We start from the raw sequence: 19,173 nt of genomic DNA on the forward strand, positions 1-19,173 counted from the left end.
ACAGGGCACCACCGTCGGCGCCCTGCCGGAGGACAGGTGCTGGATGGTGGAGGACGGGACGTCCCCCACCACCCGCTACTGCCGTACGCCGGTCCACCTGCACGGAGCGCACAGGTGACCCCTAGCGGGCCATCTCCTCCTTCAGCGCCGCCACGAACGCGTCCACGTCCTCCTCGGTCGTGTCGAAGGCGCACATCCAGCGGACGTCCCCCGCGGCCTCGTCCCAGAAGTAGAAGCGGAACCGCTTCTGGAGGCGCTCGCTCACGTCGTGGGGCAGGCGGGCGAAGATCGCGTTGGCCTGCACCGGGTAGAGGATCTCCACACCGTGCACCGCCCGCACGCCCTCGGCGAGGCGCTGGGCCATCTCGTTGGCGTGACCGGCGTTGCGCAGCCACAGGTCCCGGGCGAGCAGGGCCTCCAGCTGCACCGACACGAAGCGCATCTTGGAGGCGAGCTGCATGGACAGCTTGCGCAGGTGCTTCATGTGACTGACGGCGTCCTGGTTGAGGACCACGACGGCCTCGCCGAACAGGGCACCGTTCTTCGTGCCGCCCAGGGAGAGGATGTCGACGCCGGCCGCGTTGGTGAGCGTGCGCATCGGGACGTTCAGGGTGGCGGCCGCGTTGGCCAGCCGGGAGCCGTCCAGGTGCACCTTCATGCCGTGCGCGTGGGCGTGCTCACACAGGGCGCGTATCTCGTCCGGCGTGTAGACCGTGCCCAGTTCGGTGGCCTGGGCGATCGAGACGACCTGCGGCATGGCGCGGTGCTCGTCGTCCCAGCCGTACGCCTGCCGGTCGATCAGCTCGGGCGTGAGCTTGCCGTCGGGCGCCGGAACGGTCAGCAGCTTCAGGCCGCCGACCCGCTCCGGGGCGCCGCACTCGTCGACGTTGATGTGCGCGCTCTCGGCGCAGATCACCGCGCCCCAGCGGTCGGTGACCGCCTGGAGCGCGACGACGTTGGCGCCGGTGCCGTTGAAGACCGGGAACGCCTCGGCCGTGGGCCCGAAGTGGCTGCGGACCACCTGCTGGAGGTTCTCGGTGTACGCGTCCTCGCCGTACGCGACCTCGTGCCCGCCGTTGGCCAGGGCCAGGGCGGCGAGAACCTCCGGGTGGGCCCCGGCGTAGTTGTCGCTGGCGAAACCGCGGACGTCCGGGTCGTGATGACGACGGGCGTCGGTCTTCGGCGGGTTCACGGCTTCTCGGTGAGCCACAGACGTTTTCCGTTCACTTCGGCGGCAGGCTTCTCCCAGACCTCGGTGATGGCCTCGGCCAGGTCCTTGACGTCGGTGAAGCCCGCGAACTTCGCGTTGGGTCGATCGGCGCGCATCGCATCGTGGACCAGCGCCTTCACCACCAGGATCGCAGCAGCCGACGTCGGCCCCCCGGCGCCCCCGGCCTTGCGGAAGTAGTCCGCCATGGCCAGCGTCCACGCCTCGGCCGCCGCCTTGCCGGCCGCGTAGGCGGCGTTGCCCGCGGTGGGCTTGCTGGCGCCCGCGGCGCTGATCAGCACGTACCGGCCCCGGTCGCTGCGCTGCAGCGCCTCGTGGAAGGCGAGGGAGGTGTGCTGCACCGTGCGGACCAGCAGCATCTCCAGGAAGTCCCAGTCGTCGAGGCTGGTCCGCGTGAAGGTCTCGCTGCCGCGCCAGCCGCCGACGAGGTGGACCAGGCCGTCGACGCGGCCGAAGTCCTTCTCGATGCGGGTGGCCCAGTCGCGGGTGGCCCCCAGATCCAGCAGATCGACCGTGTCGCCGGTGACGGTGGCGCCGCCGGTCGCGTAGCTCGCCGCGTCCACCGCCTCCGCCAGCCGCTCCGGATCGTTGTCCGACCCGATGACGGTCGCACCCGCCTCGGCCAGCCTGAGCAGCGCGGCCCGGCCGGCGGGCCCGCCCGCTCCGGCCACCGCGATCACCGCACCGCTGAGCGCCCCGTTCCCCATGATCCTCGCCTCCTGAGCAGTGTTCCCGGTATGCCGATCGCTCACGCGGCGATCCGCTCGGCGCTGTCCGCCGTGATGCCCTTTGCGGAGGCGATCACGTTCTTCAGCTTCTTGGACAGTGCCTCATAGAACATGCTCAGCGGAAACTCGTCCGGAAGCACGTCATCGACGAGTTTCCGCGGCGGCTGCGTCGTGTCCAGGGCGTCGGGACCCTTGGCCCACTTGGAGCCCGGGTGCGGGGAGAGGTAGGTGGAGACCAGCTCGTACCCGGCGAACCAGTGGACGAGCTTCGGACGGTCGATGCCGTCGCGGTAGAGGTCCTCGATCTCGGCGCACAGCTGGTTGGTGACCTGCGGGGCGCGCTCCCAGTCGATGGTGAGCTTGTTGTCGGTCCAGCGGACGACATCGTGCTTGTGCAGGTAGGCGAAGAGGAGCTGACCGCCGAGGCCGTCGTAGTTGCGGACCCGCTCACCGCTGACCGGGAAGCGGAACATGCGGTCGAAGAGGACCGCGACCTGCACGTCACGGGCCTGCGGGACGCCGTCGGCCGTGAGCTTCACGGCCTCCTTGAAGGCGGTGAGATCGCAGCGCAGCTCCTCCAGGCCGTACATCCAGAACGGCTGGCGCTGCTTGATCATGAACGGGTCGAAGGGCAGGTCGCCGTGGCTGTGAGTGCGGTCGTGGACCATGTCCCACAGGACGAACGCCTCCTCGCAGCGCTTCTGGTCGTGGACCATCGCGGCGACGTCCTCGGGCAGCTCCAGGCCCAGGATGTCGACGGCGGCGTCGGTCACACGGCGGAAGCGGGCGGCCTCGCGGTCGCAGAAGATGCCACCCCAGGTGAACCGCTCGGGGGCCTCGCGCACGGCGATGGTCTCGGGGAACAGGACGGCCGAGTGGGTGTCGTAGCCGGCCGTGAAGTCCTCGAACTTGATGCCGCAGAAGAGCGGGTTGTCGTAGCGGGTGCGCTCCAGCTCGGCCAGCCAGTCCGGCCAGACCATGCGCAGCACGACCGCCTCGAGGTTGCGGTCCGGGTTGCCGTTCTGCGTGTACATCGGGAAGACGACGAGGTGCTGGAGGCCGTCCGCGCGGTTCGCCGCGGGCTGGAAGGCCAGCAGCGAGTCGAGGAAGTCGGGCACCTGGAAGCCGCTGTCGGCCCACCGGGTCAGGTCCTTGACCAGGGCCTCGTGATAGGCGCCGTCGTGCGGGAGCAGCGGGGAGAGCTCCAGGACGGCGTCGGCGACCTTGCGGACCGCGAGCTCGGCGTCGGCCCGGTCGGGCGCGCCCTCGGCGTCGAAGTCGATCGACCCGTCCTTGGACTGCCATGGCCGGATCCGCTCCACGGCATCCTTGAGCACGGGCCATGCCGGGTGCTCCACCACCCTGGCCACGGGAGGAAGACCTTCCTCCGAACCCACCTGCACAAGAATTTCCGTCATGTCCCACCTTCCACGGGAGAATCTCACGTATGCAGACCGTATACACGCGAGGTTCCTCCCAGCAAGGGTGAACCCTGGAAATTATCCTGCCCGACCGTGTGCTTCACCGCACTTTTTCCTGTCGGCCATGCTTCTGCCCGGATGTGCGCCGACCATGCCCTCACTCTCTGCACAGGGCGGGTCCAGGCGATACGGTCAGATGGGCCCGTCAGGCCCCCTGTGCCGCCTGTCGACGGAAGAGAGTCGCGTCTTGAACTTCCTCACCATCGGTCACCGCGGAGTCATGGGTGTGGAACCCGAGAACACCCTCCGGTCCTTCGTCGCCGCCCAGGAGGCGGGCCTCGACGCCATCGAACTCGATCTGCATCTGAGCAAGGACGGCGCGCTCGTCGTCATGCACGACACGGATGTGGACCGCACGACCGACGGCACCGGGCCGATCGCCGAGAAGACCCTCGCCGAGCTGCGGGCCCTGGACGCCGGCCGGGGCGAGCGGGTCCCGGTCTTCGAGGAGGTGCTGGAGACCGTTCACACGCCGCTCCAGGCGGAGATCAAGGATGTGCAGGCGGCGCGGGCCCTGGCCGAGGTGATGAACCAGCGCGGGCTGGCCGGCCGAGTGGAGGTGTCCTCGTTCCACGACGAGGCGGTCGCCGAGATCGCCCGTCTGGTGCCGGGTGTGCGCACCGCGCTGATCGCCAGCCGCTACGGCACCGACATCGTGGACCGCGCGGTGAAGGTGGGTGCCGCGACCGTCTGCCTGAACATCCGCCGGCTCACCCTGGAGATCGTGGAGCGGGCCCGCAAGGCCGACCTGAAGATCATCGGCTGGGTGGTGAACACGCAGGACCAGCTGCGCCTCGTCCGGGCCTTCGGGCTGGACGGCGCGACCACCGACCACCCGGACATCAAGCGCACGGGCCGTTTCACGGCCTAGGCGAGTTCCTTGACCAGCAGCTCGAACCTCAGGTCGTCGCGCTGCGGGAGGCCGAAGCGCTCGTCGCCGTACGGGAACGGGGTCATCCGTCCCGTGCGGCGGTAGCCGCGGCGCTCGTACCAGGCGATGAGATCGTCGCGTACGGAGATCACGGTCATCTGCATCTCCGTCACGCCCCAGGTCTCGCGGGCCTGCCGCTCCGCCTCCGCGATGATCACCTTGCCGAGACCCGCGCCCTGGAGCCGGGGGCTGACGGCGAACATCCCGAAGTAGGCGTGGTCGCCCTGGTGCTCCAGCTGGCAGCAGGCCACGATCCCGCCGTCCCGCTCCACGGTCATGAGCCGGCTGTCGGGAGACTTGATGACCTCCAGCACGCCCTCCGGGTCTGTCCGCTGCCCTTCGAGGATGTCCGCCTCGGTGGTCCACCCGGCCCGGCTGTCGTCGCCCCGGTACGCCGACTCGATCAGCGCGACCAGCTCGTCCACGTCGGCGTCGGTGGCGTCGCGGAAGGTCAGTGCGGTGGCGGTCTCCATGGGCGTGCGTCTCCGTTTCCTGGCGCGGCTCGGGCAGGGACGAGCGTAACGCCGCCACTAAGCTCCGCTGCATGGTGCATGTACTCAGCAGCCGGATCCTGCTCCGCCCCACCGATCCCGAGCGGTCCCGTGCCTTCTACGGCGAGCAGTTGGGCCTCGCCGTCTACCGCGAGTTCGGCACGGGCCCCGAGCGCGGCACGGTCTACTTCCTGGGCGGCGGCTTCCTCGAGGTCGCGGGCCGGTCCGAGACTCCCCCGTCGCCCGACGTGCGGCTGTGGCTCCAGGTCGACGACGTGGCCGCGGCGGAGGAGGAACTGCGGTCGAAGGGCGTGGAGATCGTGCGGCCTCCGGTGAAGGAGCCCTGGGGTCTGGTCGAGATGTGGATCGCGGATCCGGACGGGACGCCGATCGTGCTGGTCGAGGTCCCGGCGGACCACCCGATGCGCTACCGGCCCGGCATCTGAGGTCACCCGGGGCGGTGCTCCCAGCCCCGGTCGGTGCGGGTGAGTTCGCGAAAGCCCGCGCCCGTCAGGAGGTCGAGCCCGGTGACGTCGGCGGCCGTTTCATAGGCGACGAGCCGGTCGACGCCGCACAGGCGGAGCCAGTCGGCGGCCTGGGCCAGGAGCCAGTGCTCCAGGCCGGTGCCGTGCTGCGCGGGGTCGACGTGCAGATTGCCGATGTCGGCCAGGCCCGCCGCGCGGGCGTGCCGTTCCGGGCGGGCCAGGGCCGTGTCGATCTCGACGAAGCCGAGGGCGCGCGCCTCGGCGTAGGCCGTGAAGCGGGTGCCGCACTCCCCCAGCGTGCGGGCGACCGTGACACCCGGCCGGGGCTCGAGCGGCGGCAGGTCGGCGACCCGGGCGATCAGGATGACCTCGGTGTCCCCGGTGTGCCGGAACCCCGCGCGTTCATAGAGGGCCCGGATGTGCGGCCAGGTGCGGGGCAGGCCGTGGACGAGCGGGGCGGGCAGGGCCCCGTCGGCGTACCGGACACGGGCGTTCCAGCGGGCGAACCGCGCGAGGCACGCCCGCATCAGCAGGTCCGCGGCAAGGTCGGCGTCCGGCCAGAGGGAGGCCGCCGGGCGGTGGACGAACCAGTTGATCTCGGCGGCGTCCCGGTAGTCCTCGCCGACCTCGGCGCCGGCGCGGTAGCGCAGCAGATGGGCCGCGGCGACGACGTACCCGCGCTGCTCGGCGACGAGCGTCGTCCGCTCGGCCACCCACGGGTCCGTGATGAACTCGCCGGGCTGCCGCTCCAGGTCACCGAGGACGGTGTTCACGGAGACGGAGACACCGGGGACGACGGCCGCCACGTGCATGTTGACCAGGTCGGTCAGCTGGTCGCGGTCGGTCCGGCGGAACGGGCGCACCTCGGGCGCGGGCATGGGGTACCTCCGGGCGGGGTGAAGGAGCTGGAGGCCGCCACGCGGTGCGGTACGGGGTGAGGGTACGTCGGGGCCGCGGCGGCACACCAGTGGGTTTCCCCGGATGGCAGGGAGGCCGGGGAGCGGCTTAGCGTGCTGGAGGGGCCCCGGGGGGCCTGCCCCCGCCGCTCGTGGAAGGAACGCCATGAAGCTCGACGCACCGGTGACCGGCGGCCCCTGCTGGACCGAACTGGGGACCAGCGACCTGGACGCGGCCCGGCGGTTCTACACGCGGCTGTTCGGCTGGCGGTCCGAGACCGACGCGCGTCAGGAGGCCGGCGGCTACACCGTCGCGCACCTCGGGGACGCGGCCGTGGCCGCGCTCGCCCCGCTGTACCAGCCGTCGCAGCCGGTCGCGTGGAACGTGTCGTTCGCGGTGACCGACGCGGACGCCACGGCCCGTGCGGTGACCGAGGCGGGCGGGACGCTGCTGTTCGGCCCGGTGGACGTGTTCGACGTGGGCCGTTTCGCGGTGGCCGCCGATCCGGGTGGTGCCGTGTTCCAGCTGTGGCAGGCGGGGACCTTCCCGGGTGCCGGGCTGTTCAACGCGCCCGGTTCGCTGGGCTGGGTGGAGCTGATGACACGGGATCCGGAGAGGGCCGTGTCCTTCTACACGCGGGTGTTCGGCTGGACGGTCGCCCCGTCGGACCGCTACACCCAGTGGGGCGTCGGCGGCGCGGACTTCGGCGGCATGGTGGCGATGGACGACAAGTTCCCGCCCGAGGTGCCCGCGCACTGGCTGCCGTACTTCGCCGTGGCCGACGTGGACGACACGACCGCCGTCGTGCAGCAGCACGGCACGGTCCTGATGGTGCCCACCTCCGTGCCCGACGGGCCGCGCATCGCGGTGCTGCGGGACCCGCAGGGGGCGATGTTCGGCGTGTACCGGGCGGGTTACGAGGGCTGAGACGGCGGTGTGCCACGGCCGGGGGAGGCTGTGGCTGGACGACCTCGTGCGCACCGGCAAGGTGCTGGACGTCGGTGCCTCGGACTGGCCCGCCTGGAGACCGCCCTGGCGGGCGCCCTCGCGGAGCCGCGGGCCGGACCGCGTTCGCCGGGTCGCAGCCGCGCTACGGCCTGCTGGAACGGACCCCGAGCGCGAACTGCTGTCGTAGGCCCGGGCGTTCGGCCTGGCCGTGCTGGCGTGGGCGCCGCTCGCGGGCAAGTACCGCCGGGGTGAGGCGGGGCGGCTGGACACCGCCGGCGGGGACACCGACCGCCCCGACCGGTGCCCGGTTCAGGCCCGCAGCACGCCGAGGCGCCCTTCCAGCTGACCGAGCAACTCCCCGAGCAGAGCCGCCAGTTCGCCCTGCTCGGGGCCATCCAGGCCGGACAGCACGGCGGTCTCGTACGCGAGCTGGACGGGCAGGATGCCGTCGACGAGGTCGCGCCCGGCGTCGGTGAGGCGGAGGTGGACGACGCGGCGGTCACGGGTGTCCCCGCGCCGTTCGACCAGACCGCGCTCGGTCAGCTGCTTCAGGCGTTTGGTGACGGCGGCCCCAGAGGAGAAGGTCTCCCGGGCCAGCTCTCCGGGCGTCAGCTCGTGCCCGGTACGACGCAGCGCACCCAGCAGATCGAACTCGGGCCGGCTGAGCCCGGCCCGGCGCAAGGGAGCGTCCTCGGCCTGCTGCAGCAGAGCGGCACAGCGGTTGATCCGCCCGATGATCTCCATCGGCCCGGTGTCGAGCCCGGGACGCACGGCCTGCCACTGCCGGACAACGGCGGCCACGGTGTCACCCCGCCGACCGCCGACCGGCTCGGCTCCGACGGGGGGACCGCCGACCGGGTCCGCTCCGGCCGCCGAGCCGCGAGCCGAATCCCCTCCGGCCGCTGCCCCCTCATGGGCCTCCCGTCCCTCGGCAAGATCGCCTCCGGCCGCGCGGTCGCCGTCGGCGAGACCGTTCCCCGACGCGCGGGCCCCGTCAGCCGAATCCCCTCCGGCCGTCCGGGCACCACCGGCGAGACCCCCTCGAGGGGCGTGCGACTCCGCCGCCGCATCCCCACCGGCCGCCCGGGCCGCGCCCGCCCCCCGCAGATCGGCCGCATCCCCTGCGGCCGCCCGAGCACCACCGGCCGCTGCCCCCTCACCGACCGCCCGTCCCTGCGCCACCGGTTCCGCCTCGTCCCCCGGCTGCGGGGACTGCCCCGCGTCGTTCCCCGTGGGCGATGGTCCTTCCGTCGGCGTCATGGCCGTGCGTCCTCCGTTTCTGTGGCCGGGTCCCGGTCCGGGAGCAGGCCCTGGCGTCGGGCCGTCGCGGCGAGCGTACGGTGTCCGGACTGTTCGGCGAGCACGACCCGCTCCCGGGGCAGGGCCCGCTGCCACCATTCACCGGCGGCGGCATCGGCGGTGGCGCGCAGGTCGGCCAGGGCGACCGCGAGGCCGCGGCGGGCGGATTCCAGGGCCGCGGTGCCGGGGTCCGGCTCGGCCAGGAGGCGGGCGGCGAGCTCGCGGGCCCGGTCGGCGGCGGTCAGGGCCCGTTCCACGCGGTCGCCCGCGCGCCGGTTGGTGACGGCCACGGCGGCGACGAACCCGACCAGCGCACCGACGACGGTGTCCACGACCCGCTCCGTCATCAGCGTCCCGGGCTGCTGGTATCCGGCGAACTCCGTGATGAGCAGGGCCATGGGCGTCACACAGACACTGCCGAGCCAGTAGTTCCGGCTGATCAGCACCTCCGCACCGAAGCTGAACGCGAGGCAGCACAGCAGGAGCGCCACCGCGCCCAGGTGGGCGAGCGGCACGACGGCCAGGAAGACGAGCACGCCGACGACATTGCCCACGACCCGCTGGACGGCCCGGCTCCAGGTCAGCGCGATGTTCACCTGGTAGAGCGAGGCGGCGGTGACCAGCGCCCAGTAGGGGCGGCCGATCCCGAGGGCGAGGGAGGCGTAACCGGCGAGCGCGCAGCCGCTCGCGGTACGCACCGCGAGCGGGGTCAGCGGGCCCAGCCGCGCCCAGAGGGGCCGGGCCGCGGCCACGCCGAGCAGTTCGTCGGCGGCCGCGTCCGGCAGTCCGGCCGCCGGGACGGGACCGGTGCCGCGCAGCGAGCCGGCCCATGCGCGCAGCCGTCCCGGGTCCGCCTCCGTCGGCGCCGCGAGGGCGACCTCGGCGCGGACGACGAGCCGTTCGAGGGCTCGCCGGGTCCGGGAAGGGGCGCTGGTGGACAGCAGCGACTGCCAGGCGGCCTGCACGGCGGCATATCCCGCGGCGCGGGCCGGGGCATGGCCCTCCCCCGAGCCGCCGGTGCCGGCGTACACGGCGGCGGCCTTCAGGGCGGCGGCGGTGGCGCGGCGCTCCGGTCCGTGCGGCCGGACGAGCGCGGGCGCCATGCAGACCAGCCAGGCCCAGCCCCCCGTCGCGGCGGCCAGGGCCAGATGGCCGGGCACCTGGCCGGGGGTCTGCGGCGCGAACAGGGAGGCGGAGCTGACGAAGGTGAGTACGACGTTGCCCGGCGGACCGACTCGGGTGGCGTCGCACAGCACCTTCTGCGCGGCGGCCAGCAGGGCTCCGACGGTGACCAGGACGAAGGCGCTGCCGGTGAGCGAGGCCGCGACCAGGGCCACGGCGAGCCCGCCGAGCATGCCCAGCACCACCCACACCAGGACCCCGGCGCGGGCGGCGTAGGGACGGTTGTGGGCGTACAGCGCGCACAGGGACCCGGCCATCGCGTACATCACGAGGTCGAGCCGGCCGAGCGCCAGCAGGGTGAAAGCGGGCGGAGCGATCGACGCGACCACGCTCAGCGCGGGCTTGAACCAGATCTCCGAGGGCCTGCCGAGGCGCAGCACCCCCGCCAGCGGGAGACGCCGGGCGGGTGGGGTGGCGGAGGTGGGGGGCGCACTGCTCATACCCGCAAGATTAGCAGGTGTTTTACCTGTGAAAGACCGCCGGAAATACCTCTCCCCGTCCGGCGTGCTCCGTCGAATGCTCCCCGTGTACACCCTTGCGCTTGCGTGCGCGCCGCATGGCCCGGGCATCGAATGACCGACTGCCGAACGGGGAGGTACGCGTGCACGGACCGGCTTCGTCCGGCTGGCTGCTGGTGGCGCTCTGCGCGGTGACCGGCGCCTACTGCCTGGCGCGGATGCGCAGCGGCACCGAGGAGCAGCGCAGCGCCGCGGGCGGCGAGGCGCTGATGGGTTTCGGGATGGCCGCGATGGCGGTGCCGGCGGCGGTGTTCACACCACCCTCGTGGGCGTGGCCGGCCTACGCGGCGGTGTTCGGGGCGGCGGGCGTGCACGCACTGTGGGCGGCGCGGGCCGGCGCGCACCATCTCCACCACTTGGTGGGGGCCGCGGCGATGGTCTACATGTCCGTCGTCATGGCCGGCTCCCCCGCACATGCGCACGGTCGGGGCGGATCGGGGGTCCCGCTCCTGACCGGGGCGCTGTTGCTCTACTTCGCCGGGTACGTGCTGCTGACCGGCGTCCGCCTGGTGCCGGTCGCCGCCGTGGCCGGGGCCGGCGGACCCGTCGGGTGGGGCGACCGGCCGGAACTGGCGCGGGCCTGCCGGTTGTCCATGGGGATCGCGATGGTGGCCATGCTGCTGGCGCTGTGAGCGGGACCGGCCCGGCAGCCGCCACGGATCCGTTGCCTGCGTCACTTTGACGGCACAAGTCGTACCCCTGAGCAGGGCTGCGCTCATAGGCTGCCCTCATGATGCTCACCGCCGCGCTGATGCTGCTCGGCGCTCTGACCGCCGTGGTCGCCCCCCGGCTGCTCGCCCGGGCGGACTGGCCGGACCGTGAGCCGGTGGTGGCGCTGTGGGTGTGGCAGTGCGTGGTGGCGGCCGTCCTCGTGTGCTGTGGGCTGTCGATGACGCTCAGCGCGGCCGCGGCCTGGCACGCGGTCGGCGGCCACCTGTTCGCCACGGCCCCGCGCGCGGTCGCCGAGGCCTACGCCCTCGGTACGGCGGGCCCCTGGGCGGCGACCACCGCGGTCGCGCTGGCCGGCGGCGGGCTGTGGAGCGCGGCGATGCTGCTCCGCGAGATCGGCCGGGCCGGCGCCCGGCGCCGCCGTCGGCGCGCCGATCTGCTGGTCCGGGCTCCGCTGCTGCCGGGCGAGGTGACCGTCTCCGGCCGGCTCGTCGTCCTGGAGAGCGAGCAGCCCGACGCCTGGTGGCAGCCCGGCACTCCCCCGCAACTGGTCGTCACCACGGCCGCGTTGCGCCGACTGAAGGGCCGGCAGCTGGACGCCGTGCTCGCCCACGAGCAGGGCCATGCCCGGGCCCGGCACGACTGGCTGCTGAACTGCTCCTCGGCCCTGGCCGGCGGCTTTCCGCAGGTGCCGGTGTTCGCCGCGTTCCGCGACGAGATGCACCGCCTGGTCGAACTCGCCGCCGACGACACGGCATCGCGGCGCTTCGGTCGTCTGACCACGGCCCTGGCCCTGGTCGAACTGAACGAGCACCGCGGCGTGTTCGGGCCCTGCCCCACACCGCATGCCCATGTCCCGGCCCGGGTGCACCGGTTGCTCACACCCCCGGACCGGCTGACCGCGGCCCGGCGTCTGCGGCTGACGGCGGCGGCCGCGCTGGTGCCCGTGGTGCCGGTGCTGGTGGCGTTCGTACCGGGGCTGCGGGCACTGGGCTGACCGGGGCGGCGCCGAGGCCGCCGGGGTTCCTGCCCCGATCGGCGTCGGATGAGGCCTGTGACCGGGCCGGGTTCGGCGGCTCCCGCATGGCCGAAGCGCGCGTCTGAGCGGCCGAAGATCGTCGCCGTACTGGATCCGGACCCCCCGGTTCGGCGAGGATCGCATCATGCACACCTCGTCCATCGACTCACCGCCTCGTCCGGAGAACCGCAGCGCCGCCCGCTTCGCCGGCACCCTGACCCTGTGCTCGGCGTTGCTGCTGATCCTCGTCGCGGTCAGATGGAGCCCGTTGATCAGCGTGGACGGGGACATCGCAGGCACCACCCACCGCTGGGCGGTCGACGAACCGGTCCTCACCCAGGCGTGCCGCATCCTGACGGACTGGGTGTGGGATCCGTGGACGATGCGTGTGCTGTGTGCGGCCGTCGTCGTGTGGCTGGTGGTACGGATGGCGGCGCGCTGGACGGCCTTGTGGCTGGCGCTGGCCGTCGCACTGGGCACCCTGCTGCAACAGGGCATCAAGGCCGCGGTGGACCGCCCCCGCCCCGTCTGGCCCGACCCCGTCGACTCGGCCCACTACTCGGCGTTCCCGTCGGGCCACGCCATGACCGCCACGGTGGTCTGCGGCCTACTGCTGTGGCTCCTGCACCGGCACGGCGTCGACCGGGCCGTGTGGCGTACGGCCCTGGCCGTGGCCGCCGTCTCCGTGGTCGGGGTCGGGCTGACGCGGATCTGGCTCGGCGTCCACTGGCCGTCGGACGTGGTGGGCGGCTGGCTGCTGGGCACGACGGTGGTGGCCCTGGCCGTGTGGGCGCACCGGCGCTGGCAGCCCTCGGCCGGGAGCCGCCTCACCGATCTTCCTTCGCGGCGCGACGCGGCCTCGTAGGATCGCGGCATGACCGCCGTGCTCTTCGACTTCTCCGGAACCCTCTTCCGTGTCGAGTCCACCGACTCCTGGCTGCGCGGCGCTCTGGCCGGGGCCGATGTCCGGCTCGCGGAGGCCGAGTTGACCGCCGCGGCGCTGGCGCTGGAGGCGGTCGGGGCGCTGCCCGGCGGCGGTGATCCCGCGCGGGTTCCGGAGGAGCTGGCGGACGCCTGGCTGATCCGGGACCAGAGTGCCGCCCTGCACCGGGCCGCCTACACCGGCCTCTCCCGCCAGGTCCCGCTGCCCGACCCGATGCTGTACGACGCGTTGTACGACCGCCACATGGCCCCGGCCGCGTGGGCTCCGTACCCGGATGCCGTCGAGGTGCTGCGGACACTGCGGGAGCGGGGCATTCCCGTCGGGGTGGTCAGCAACATCGGCTGGGATCTGCGGCCGGTCTTCCGCGCGCACGGCCTGGATCCCTACATCGACACGTACGTCCTGTCGTTCGAACACGGCATCCAGAAGCCCGACCCGCGGCTGTTCGCCACCGCCTGCGAGGCGCTCGGCGCCGATCCGCGCAAGACCCTCATGGTGGGCGACGACCGCCGGGCGGACGGCGGCGCCACCGCTCTGGGATGCGGGGTGCACTTCGTGGACCACCTGCCGGCGGCCGACCGGCCGGACGGGCTGCGGCCGGTCCTGGATCTGGTGAGCTGAGGAGTCGCGCCGTCCTCGGAGAGGGGCCCGGTTACAGAAAGTAGCCCGAGGCCACCACCGGATCGGGCTGCACGCCCGCCTCGGACGATCCCCCGCGTCGCCCGAGGCAGACGGCATCACCGGCCCAGACCCGAGAGGTCTTGGCCGGATGCTCCGAGTATAGTTGGCTGGCAGCCAGTCAACACAGGAGTTACAGCATGTCTCCGCGTAGCGCCTCGGTCAATGAAGAGCTGCGGCGGCGTTCCCGGGAGCGGCTCCTGCAGGCGGCGGTCGAGCTCGTGGGCGAGCGCGGTTTCGACGCCACCACGCTCGGCGACATCGCGGACCGGGCGGGTTCCGCCCGCGGCCTGGTGTCGTACTACTTCCCCGGCAAGCGCCAGCTGGTGCAGTCCGCCGTGCACCGGCTGATGCACCGCACGCTGGAGGAGGCGCTGGAGCGCGAGCCGCGCACCGAGGACGGCCGGGAGCGGATGGCCCGGGCCATCGACGCGATCCTGGGCCTGGCCGGCGACCGGCCCGTGCTGATGCGCCAGCACATGGCGGGGATCCTGCAGGCCGAGGGCTTCATGCAGTGCCCGGAGCAGCGGCGGCTGGCCGAGCTGCTCCGGGACACCATGGCCCGGCACGGCTCGGCGGACGTCGACAGCGACTACCCGATGATGCGTGCCCTGCTGATGGGCGCCGTGTACGCGGCCCTGGTGCCGGGGGCACCGATGCCGGTGCCGGTGCTGCGGGCCGAGCTGTTCAAGCGCTACCGGCTCGACTGGGAGCTGGGCCTCCCGCCGGAGACCGGAGCCTCCGGCGGGAGGGGCGACAAGGATCTGTCACGGTTCTTCGCGACCGGGGCCGCACCGGAGTGCGGGTCGCGCGGTCAGTCGAAGTAGTCCGGCTGCGTCTGCACGTTGAGCTCACGCATGTGGACCCGGCGGGCCGGGGCCGTGCGCCGGTCGTCGATCTTCAGGACGTCGAAGCCCCGGGCGTACTCGTTCGAGTAGATGTAGCCGTTGTAGTAGTACGCCGACCACGAGCCGCCCGACTTGATCGTGTCGGTGGTCAGCGGGCCGCGGTCGAAGTAGGCGATCTCCTTGGGTCTGGCCGAGTCGGTGAAGTCCCAGACGGAGACGCCGCCCTGGTACCAGGCCTGGACCATGATGTCCTTGCCCTTGACCGGGATCAGCGAGCCGTTGTGGGCGACGCAGTTCTCGGTGTCCGCCTGGTGGCGGGGGATCTTGAAGTAGCTGCGGAAGACGAGCTTGCGCTTGTCGCCCTTGCCGACGATGTCGTAGATGCCGTCGGCACCGCGGTCCGGGCCGATCTCCGCGTTGCAGGTGGCCGCGCCGCCGCCGCCCAACTCGTCGGTGTAGACGACCTTGTTGGCCTTCTGGTTGAAGGTCGCCGAGTGCCAGAACGCGAAGTTCACGTTGTCCTGCACCCGGTCGATGACCTTCGGGCGTTCCGGGTCCTTGATGGAGAACAGGATGCCGTCCCCCATGCAGGCGCCCGCGGCCAGGTCCTTCGACGGCAGCACGGTGATGTCGTGGCAGCCGGTGGTCTTGGAGACGCCCGGGTTGGTGGGTCCGCCCGGGTTGCCGCCGCCGTCCGGCCCCTCACCCGGGAACAGCACGGGGAAGCCCACGACCTTCGCCTTCTCGGGGGCGTTGCGCGGCACCTTGATGACGGAGATGCCGTCGTGCGGCGGTCGGCAGTCGGGGTAGGCGGCGTTCGGCGAGTACGAGGAGACGTACACGTAGACGTTGCGGCGCTCGGGCACCAGCGTGTGGGTGTGCGAGCCGCACGCGGTCTCGACGGCCGCGACGTACCTCGGGTTGCGCTTGTCGCTGATGTCGAAGACCTTCATGCCCTCCCAGGAGGACTTCTCGGTCGCCGGCTGGGTGGTGCTGGAGCAACTGCTGTCGCTGCGCGAGGAGTCGGTGGACAGGAACAGCAGGTTGCCGGAGACGGAGATGTCGTTCTGCGAGCCGGGGCACAGCACCTGGGCGACTGTCTTCGGCACCCTGGGGTTGCTGATGTCGAAGATGCGGAAGCCGTCGTAGTTGCCCGCGAACGCGTACCTGCCCTGGAAGGCGAGGTCCGAGTTCGTGCCCTGCAGCACGTCCTTGGGGACGTGGGCCAGGTGCTGGATGTTGTCGGAGTGGACGATCTCGTCCTGGCCGGGTATCTCGCCGTTCTCGATGGCCTCACGGACCTCGGCCCGGTCGCTCTGGGAGACCTTCTTCGGCGCGGGCGGCGCGTCCCCCGGGTCGGGGGTGGCCCCTGCCGGTGCCGCTGTGAGGAGCGCGGCCAGCAGCCCACCGGCGGCAGCGGCAACTCCGAGGCGTCTGCGGCGTGTTCTGCGGTCGTTCAACAGGATCACTGTTTTCCTCCCTGGTTCCGTTCACTGCGGAACGGTTCACGCACCACGCAGTATCGTCTTCGCCATGCACATACCAATAGAGGGCAACAGAATCGCAATGAAGTTTTCCGATCAATGACCCGCGGAAGCGTGCCAGTACGTCGTCCGCAACACGAGGTGCGTCCCAACCCGCCTGCCACAGGAGGTCGTTGTGCTCTTCCGCCGTGCGTCCCGGGCGTCCGCCGTCACGACAGGGCTGGTCGCCCTGGCCGTGCTCGCGGCCGGGGGCTGTGACTCCGGTCCGGACCGCGAGCCGGCCGCCGCGGACGGGCCCGCCGTGATCGCGCCGGGTGAGCCCGGCGAGGCGAACCGCACCCTGTCCGCCGAGGAAGCCGCCGACCAGCGCCCGGAGAACGACTCGCCCAACTCGGCCGACGTCTCCTACGTCCGCATGATGATCGAGCACCACGCACAGGCCCTGGTGATGACCGAACTCGTCCCCAAGCGTGCCGAGTCGAAGGACGTGCGGGGGATCGCCGAGCGCATCGCGGCCGGCCAGAAGCCCGAGATCGAGGCGATGAAGGGCTGGCTGAAGTCGTACGGCACGTCACTGAAGGCCGAGCGGCACGAGCACGCCACGATGCCCGGCATGGCGACGAAGACCCAGCTGAAGAAGCTGCGCGCGGCCGACGGCGCGGCGTTCGACCACCTCTTCCTGACCCTGATGACGACCCATCACCAGGGCGCGATCACCATGGCCACGGACGTGAAGGGGCAGGGCAACAACATCCGCGTCGAGGAGATGGCCGACGAGGTGATCGCACAGCAGACGAGCGAGATCACACGGATGCGGAACATGCTCTGAACGCGACCGGGGGCGGGGCCTCGCACGTGTTCAGCGCCGGGCGCGGCGCGGCGACAGCAGGCCCGCGTCCCGGGCCTGGCCGATCAGCCTGAGCGACGTACGACGGCTGTGCCCGGTCGCGCACATCACGGCGAGGACCGGGTCGGCTCCGTCCCGCTGGGCCGCGCGGTACTCATGTGCCACCAGCCGCCGCCCCTCCGCCCCGCGCGGCCAGGCCGGCCGGGCCCGGCGCCCCTGCCCCCCGCAGCCGTCCGGCCCGGGCCCGGCATCGCACGCCTCGGCCACCGACTCCTCGATCCAGTCGGCGAGCACGGCCAGGTCGTCGAGGGACAGCGCGGGCTGAGCGCGCACCTCCTCGACGCAGACGCATCCGCCGCCCACGACGGCCAGCGCGTCGACCCGGGCGCCGTCCGCGAAAGCCAGCCGGAACTCGAACCAGCGCGTGGCGCCCCCGCTCTCCCGCACTTCCCACGCGGGGCGCACGGACACCGCACCGTCCGCCGGAGAGCGATCAGAAAGATTCAGAAAGGATGCTTCCAGCACACACTGAACGTAACCGCATGATCACATTCCCTATAGATCGGACACGCGCCACGGGCGGCGCACAGCACCCTGTCAGCGGAGCCCGACCGGTGCGATGCTGGAGGCGTCAGCGCTCTCCTGAGATCCGTCGGATCCCCCGGGTAAGGAGTTCCGCCGTGCTGCGAGTCGCCGTCGTAGGCTCCGGGCCGAGCGGGTGCTACACCGCCCAGAGCCTCGTCCAGCTGGACTCCGACGTGCGCGTCGACGTCCTGGACCGGCTGCCGTCCCCGTACGGCCTCGTCCGCTACGGCGTGGCTCCCGACCACGAGAAGATCAAGTCGCTGCAGAACAACCTGCGCGCGATCCTGGAGCACGATCGGGTCCGGTTCCTCGGCGGCGTGCAGATCGGCCCCGGTGCCGTGACCGTCGCGCGGCTGCGAGAGCTCTACCACGCGGTGGTGTACTGCGTGGGCGCCGCCACCGACCGGCACCTGGGCATTCCCGGGGAGGAGCTGCCGGGGAGCTGGTCGGCGACGCAGTTCGTGTCCTGGTACAGCGCCCACCCGGACGCCGTGGACGCCGGATTCCTGCGGGACGCCCGGTCGGCCGTGGTCATCGGCGTGGGGAACGTCGCCGTGGACGTCACGCGGATGCTGGCCCGGGGCCTGGCCGAGCTCACCACGACCGACATTCCGCAGGCGGCCCTGACCACCCTGGCGGACAGCAGCGTGACCGAGATCCACATGGTGGGCCGGCGCGGCCCGTCTCAGGCCCGGTTCACCGCCAAGGAGCTGCGCGAGCTGGGGACTCTGCCGGAGACCGACGTCGTCGTGGACCCGGCGGAGCTGGCGCTGGACCCGGGGTACGGGGACCCGTCCGCACTGCCCGCGCCACAGCGCCGCAACGTGGAGGTACTGCGCGGCTGGGCCGAGACACCCCCGAAAGGCGCCCCGCGCCGTATCCACCTCCGCTTCTTCCTCCGCCCGTCCGAACTGCTCGCCGAGCAGGGCCACGTGGGAGCGGCGCGGTTCGAGCGGACGGCCCCGGACGGCCTGGGCGGCGTGACGGGCACGGGCCGCCACGAGGTCATCGAGGGACAGCTGGTCCTGCGCTCGGTGGGCTACCGCGGAGTCCCCCTGGAGGGCCTTCCGTTCGATCCGGCCACCGGCACGGTCCCGAACCTGTCCGGCCGCGTCATGCGCGAGGGCGTCGTCACCCCGGGCGAGTACGTGGCGGGCTGGATCAAGCGCGGCCCCACGGGCGTCATCGGCACGAACCGCCCCTGCGCGAAGGAGACGGCGACGTCACTCCTGGAGGACGCGGCGGCGCTCGCCGCGCGGGTCGTCCCCGAGGACCCGCTCCCGGCCCTGCGCGCCGAGGGGACCGACCCGATCGAATGGCCGGGCTGGCAGTCGATCGAGCGGGCGGAAGCGGAACTGGGAGCATCACTGGGCCGCGGAGTGGTCAAACTCCCCGACTGGGAGTCTCTGCTGAAGGCCGCGGCGGGCAGGGCACGTTAGGGGCGCGGGGCGGTAGTACCGTACGTCTCCGCCGCATGGGCGCGACACGCCACGCCCCTCCCGGACCGGCGGACGATTCAGCCACCGAGACGGGCGGCCTGCCCGGCAGCCGCATCGAGCAGCGCGCCCATGAGCCCCGGGAACAACTCGTCGAGCTCGTCCCGCCGCAGCCCGTTCATCTTGGCGGTCCCCCGGTACACCTGCCGGATCACCCCGCTCTCCCGCAGCACCCGGAAGTGATGCGTGGTGGTCGACTTGGTGACGGGCAGCTCGAAGTGCGAACAGGACAACTCGCCGCTCGCACCGGCGAGCTCCCGCACGATGCGCAACCGCATCGGGTCCGAGAGCGCATGCAGCACCCCCTCCAGCCGGATCTCGTCACGCACGGGATGCGGCAGGTCACGACTGCTGACGGCGGGGGACGTCACGGCGGCTCCACTTCCTCGGGGACTCCATAGTACGAGAACCCTCGTA

Annotated in this window: 20 protein-coding genes; 10 read left to right on the plus strand and 10 right to left on the minus strand. The window is 72.3% G+C overall.

Features of this window, described 5'->3' with window-relative positions; all coding sequences use genetic code 11:
* Window positions 1–121 precede the first annotated feature (121 nt).
* From G3I77_RS32010 to G3I77_RS32020, 3 genes are read right to left on the minus strand one after another with little or no spacing between them, the layout of a single operon-like run.
* On the minus strand, window positions 122–1,192 hold the full coding sequence (locus G3I77_RS32010; RefSeq protein WP_248509213.1) for a low specificity L-threonine aldolase: 1,071 nt from the start codon (window positions 1,190–1,192) through the stop codon (window positions 122–124).
* Window positions 1,189–1,935: an SDR family NAD(P)-dependent oxidoreductase gene (locus G3I77_RS32015; RefSeq protein WP_248509216.1), complete on the minus strand. Its 747-nt coding sequence runs from the start codon at window positions 1,933–1,935 to the stop codon at window positions 1,189–1,191. Before G3I77_RS32015 ends, G3I77_RS32010 begins: the two co-directional genes overlap by 4 nt.
* Window positions 1,936–1,976: 41 nt before the next feature.
* On the minus strand, window positions 1,977–3,374 hold the full coding sequence (locus G3I77_RS32020) for a DUF6421 family protein (RefSeq protein ID WP_248509226.1): 1,398 nt from the start codon (window positions 3,372–3,374) through the stop codon (window positions 1,977–1,979).
* A gap of 250 nt (window positions 3,375–3,624) precedes the next feature.
* Here G3I77_RS32020 and G3I77_RS32025 point away from each other — a divergent pair, with 250 nt between their 5' ends.
* A complete protein-coding gene (locus tag G3I77_RS32025) occupies window positions 3,625–4,308 on the plus strand; it encodes a glycerophosphodiester phosphodiesterase family protein (RefSeq protein WP_248509230.1) in 684 nt (227 codons plus the stop codon).
* Here G3I77_RS32025 and G3I77_RS32030 read toward each other — a convergent pair.
* Window positions 4,305–4,841, minus strand: a complete 537-nt coding sequence (locus G3I77_RS32030; protein WP_248509231.1) for a GNAT family N-acetyltransferase — start codon at window positions 4,839–4,841, stop codon at window positions 4,305–4,307. The genes G3I77_RS32025 and G3I77_RS32030 overlap by 4 nt on opposite strands.
* Before the next feature lie 71 nt (window positions 4,842–4,912).
* Here G3I77_RS32030 and G3I77_RS32035 point away from each other — a divergent pair, with 71 nt between their 5' ends.
* On the plus strand, window positions 4,913–5,305 hold the full coding sequence (locus tag G3I77_RS32035) for a VOC family protein (protein WP_248509237.1): 393 nt from the start codon (window positions 4,913–4,915) through the stop codon (window positions 5,303–5,305).
* Window positions 5,306–5,307: 2 nt separating this feature from the next.
* Here the strand turns inward: G3I77_RS32035 and G3I77_RS32040 are convergent, their stop codons facing one another.
* Complete coding sequence (locus tag G3I77_RS32040) at window positions 5,308–6,222, minus strand: N-acetyltransferase (RefSeq protein ID WP_248509238.1); 915 nt, start codon at window positions 6,220–6,222, stop codon at window positions 5,308–5,310.
* A gap of 184 nt (window positions 6,223–6,406) precedes the next feature.
* Between G3I77_RS32040 and G3I77_RS32045 the strand changes: the two genes are divergently transcribed.
* Window positions 6,407–7,168 (plus strand): VOC family protein, encoded by a 762-nt coding sequence (locus G3I77_RS32045; RefSeq protein ID WP_248509239.1) that lies wholly within the window; start codon window positions 6,407–6,409, stop codon window positions 7,166–7,168.
* Between the two features lie 330 nt (window positions 7,169–7,498).
* On the opposite strand, the gene G3I77_RS32055 is transcribed toward G3I77_RS32045, so the two are convergent.
* Both G3I77_RS32055 and G3I77_RS32060 read right to left on the minus strand, forming a co-directional pair.
* Window positions 7,499–7,990, minus strand: coding sequence for a MarR family transcriptional regulator (locus G3I77_RS32055; RefSeq protein ID WP_248509240.1), 492 nt, complete (start codon window positions 7,988–7,990; stop codon window positions 7,499–7,501).
* Window positions 7,991–8,445: 455 nt separating this feature from the next.
* Window positions 8,446–10,110 (minus strand): FUSC family protein, encoded by a 1,665-nt coding sequence (locus G3I77_RS32060; protein WP_248509242.1) that lies wholly within the window; start codon window positions 10,108–10,110, stop codon window positions 8,446–8,448.
* 161 nt (window positions 10,111–10,271) lie between these two features.
* Here G3I77_RS32060 and G3I77_RS32065 point away from each other — a divergent pair, with 161 nt between their 5' ends.
* The 5 genes from G3I77_RS32065 to G3I77_RS32085 all read left to right on the plus strand — a co-directional run bounded on the left by G3I77_RS32065 (window position 10,272) and on the right by G3I77_RS32085 (window position 14,323).
* A complete protein-coding gene (locus G3I77_RS32065; RefSeq protein ID WP_248509244.1) occupies window positions 10,272–10,820 on the plus strand; it encodes a DUF5134 domain-containing protein in 549 nt (182 codons plus the stop codon).
* 98 nt (window positions 10,821–10,918) lie between these two features.
* Complete coding sequence (locus G3I77_RS32070; protein ID WP_248509247.1) at window positions 10,919–11,854, plus strand: M56 family metallopeptidase; 936 nt, start codon at window positions 10,919–10,921, stop codon at window positions 11,852–11,854.
* A 166-nt stretch (window positions 11,855–12,020) separates the two neighbouring features.
* On the plus strand, window positions 12,021–12,740 hold the full coding sequence (locus G3I77_RS32075; RefSeq protein ID WP_248509253.1) for a phosphatase PAP2 family protein: 720 nt from the start codon (window positions 12,021–12,023) through the stop codon (window positions 12,738–12,740).
* A gap of 9 nt (window positions 12,741–12,749) precedes the next feature.
* Entirely contained in the window at window positions 12,750–13,439 is a 690-nt protein-coding gene (locus G3I77_RS32080) for an HAD family hydrolase (protein WP_248509254.1), read from the plus strand.
* A 197-nt stretch (window positions 13,440–13,636) separates the two neighbouring features.
* The gene (locus tag G3I77_RS32085) at window positions 13,637–14,323 is read left to right on the plus strand and encodes a TetR/AcrR family transcriptional regulator (protein WP_248509255.1); all 687 of its coding nucleotides are present in this window, start codon (window positions 13,637–13,639) and stop codon (window positions 14,321–14,323) included.
* Here G3I77_RS32085 and G3I77_RS32090 read toward each other — a convergent pair.
* Entirely contained in the window at window positions 14,311–15,813 is a 1,503-nt protein-coding gene (locus G3I77_RS32090) for a hypothetical protein (protein ID WP_248509256.1), read from the minus strand. The two genes, G3I77_RS32085 and G3I77_RS32090, sit on opposite strands and share 13 nt — an antisense overlap.
* A gap of 190 nt (window positions 15,814–16,003) precedes the next feature.
* Here G3I77_RS32090 and G3I77_RS32095 point away from each other — a divergent pair, with 190 nt between their 5' ends.
* Complete coding sequence (locus G3I77_RS32095) at window positions 16,004–16,657, plus strand: DUF305 domain-containing protein (protein ID WP_248509257.1); 654 nt, start codon at window positions 16,004–16,006, stop codon at window positions 16,655–16,657.
* 30 nt (window positions 16,658–16,687) lie between these two features.
* On the opposite strand, the gene G3I77_RS32100 is transcribed toward G3I77_RS32095, so the two are convergent.
* On the minus strand, window positions 16,688–17,146 hold the full coding sequence (locus G3I77_RS32100; protein ID WP_248509261.1) for a DUF6214 family protein: 459 nt from the start codon (window positions 17,144–17,146) through the stop codon (window positions 16,688–16,690).
* A gap of 209 nt (window positions 17,147–17,355) precedes the next feature.
* Between G3I77_RS32100 and G3I77_RS32105 the strand changes: the two genes are divergently transcribed.
* Complete coding sequence (locus G3I77_RS32105; protein WP_248509263.1) at window positions 17,356–18,699, plus strand: FAD-dependent oxidoreductase; 1,344 nt, start codon at window positions 17,356–17,358, stop codon at window positions 18,697–18,699.
* A 77-nt stretch (window positions 18,700–18,776) separates the two neighbouring features.
* On the opposite strand, the gene G3I77_RS32110 is transcribed toward G3I77_RS32105, so the two are convergent.
* Complete coding sequence (locus G3I77_RS32110) at window positions 18,777–19,127, minus strand: helix-turn-helix transcriptional regulator (RefSeq protein WP_248509265.1); 351 nt, start codon at window positions 19,125–19,127, stop codon at window positions 18,777–18,779.
* Between the last annotated feature and the right edge of the window lie 46 nt (window positions 19,128–19,173).

The organism is Streptomyces sp. D2-8 (assembly GCF_023184515.1).
GTDB lineage: Bacteria > Actinomycetota > Actinomycetes > Streptomycetales > Streptomycetaceae > Streptomyces.

What these genes read in the sequence shown, in the direction of transcription:
- G3I77_RS32015 (WP_248509216.1), bottom strand. Translation starts at nt 1,935, where the DNA reads ATGGGGAACGGGGCGCTCAGCGGTGCGGTGATCGCGGTGGCCGGAGCG.
- G3I77_RS32020 (WP_248509226.1), bottom strand. Translation starts at nt 3,374, where the DNA reads ATGACGGAAATTCTTGTGCAGGTGGGTTCGGAGGAAGGTCTTCCTCCC.
- G3I77_RS32030 (WP_248509231.1), bottom strand. Translation starts at nt 4,841, where the DNA reads ATGGAGACCGCCACCGCACTGACCTTCCGCGACGCCACCGACGCCGAC.
- G3I77_RS32035 (WP_248509237.1), top strand. Translation starts at nt 4,913, where the DNA reads ATGGTGCATGTACTCAGCAGCCGGATCCTGCTCCGCCCCACCGATCCC.
- G3I77_RS32040 (WP_248509238.1), bottom strand. Translation starts at nt 6,222, where the DNA reads ATGCCCGCGCCCGAGGTGCGCCCGTTCCGCCGGACCGACCGCGACCAG.
- G3I77_RS32045 (WP_248509239.1), top strand. Translation starts at nt 6,407, where the DNA reads ATGAAGCTCGACGCACCGGTGACCGGCGGCCCCTGCTGGACCGAACTG.
- G3I77_RS32060 (WP_248509242.1), bottom strand. Translation starts at nt 10,110, where the DNA reads ATGAGCAGTGCGCCCCCCACCTCCGCCACCCCACCCGCCCGGCGTCTC.
- G3I77_RS32070 (WP_248509247.1), top strand. Translation starts at nt 10,919, where the DNA reads ATGATGCTCACCGCCGCGCTGATGCTGCTCGGCGCTCTGACCGCCGTG.
- G3I77_RS32075 (WP_248509253.1), top strand. Translation starts at nt 12,021, where the DNA reads ATGCACACCTCGTCCATCGACTCACCGCCTCGTCCGGAGAACCGCAGC.
- G3I77_RS32080 (WP_248509254.1), top strand. Translation starts at nt 12,750, where the DNA reads ATGACCGCCGTGCTCTTCGACTTCTCCGGAACCCTCTTCCGTGTCGAG.
- G3I77_RS32085 (WP_248509255.1), top strand. Translation starts at nt 13,637, where the DNA reads ATGTCTCCGCGTAGCGCCTCGGTCAATGAAGAGCTGCGGCGGCGTTCC.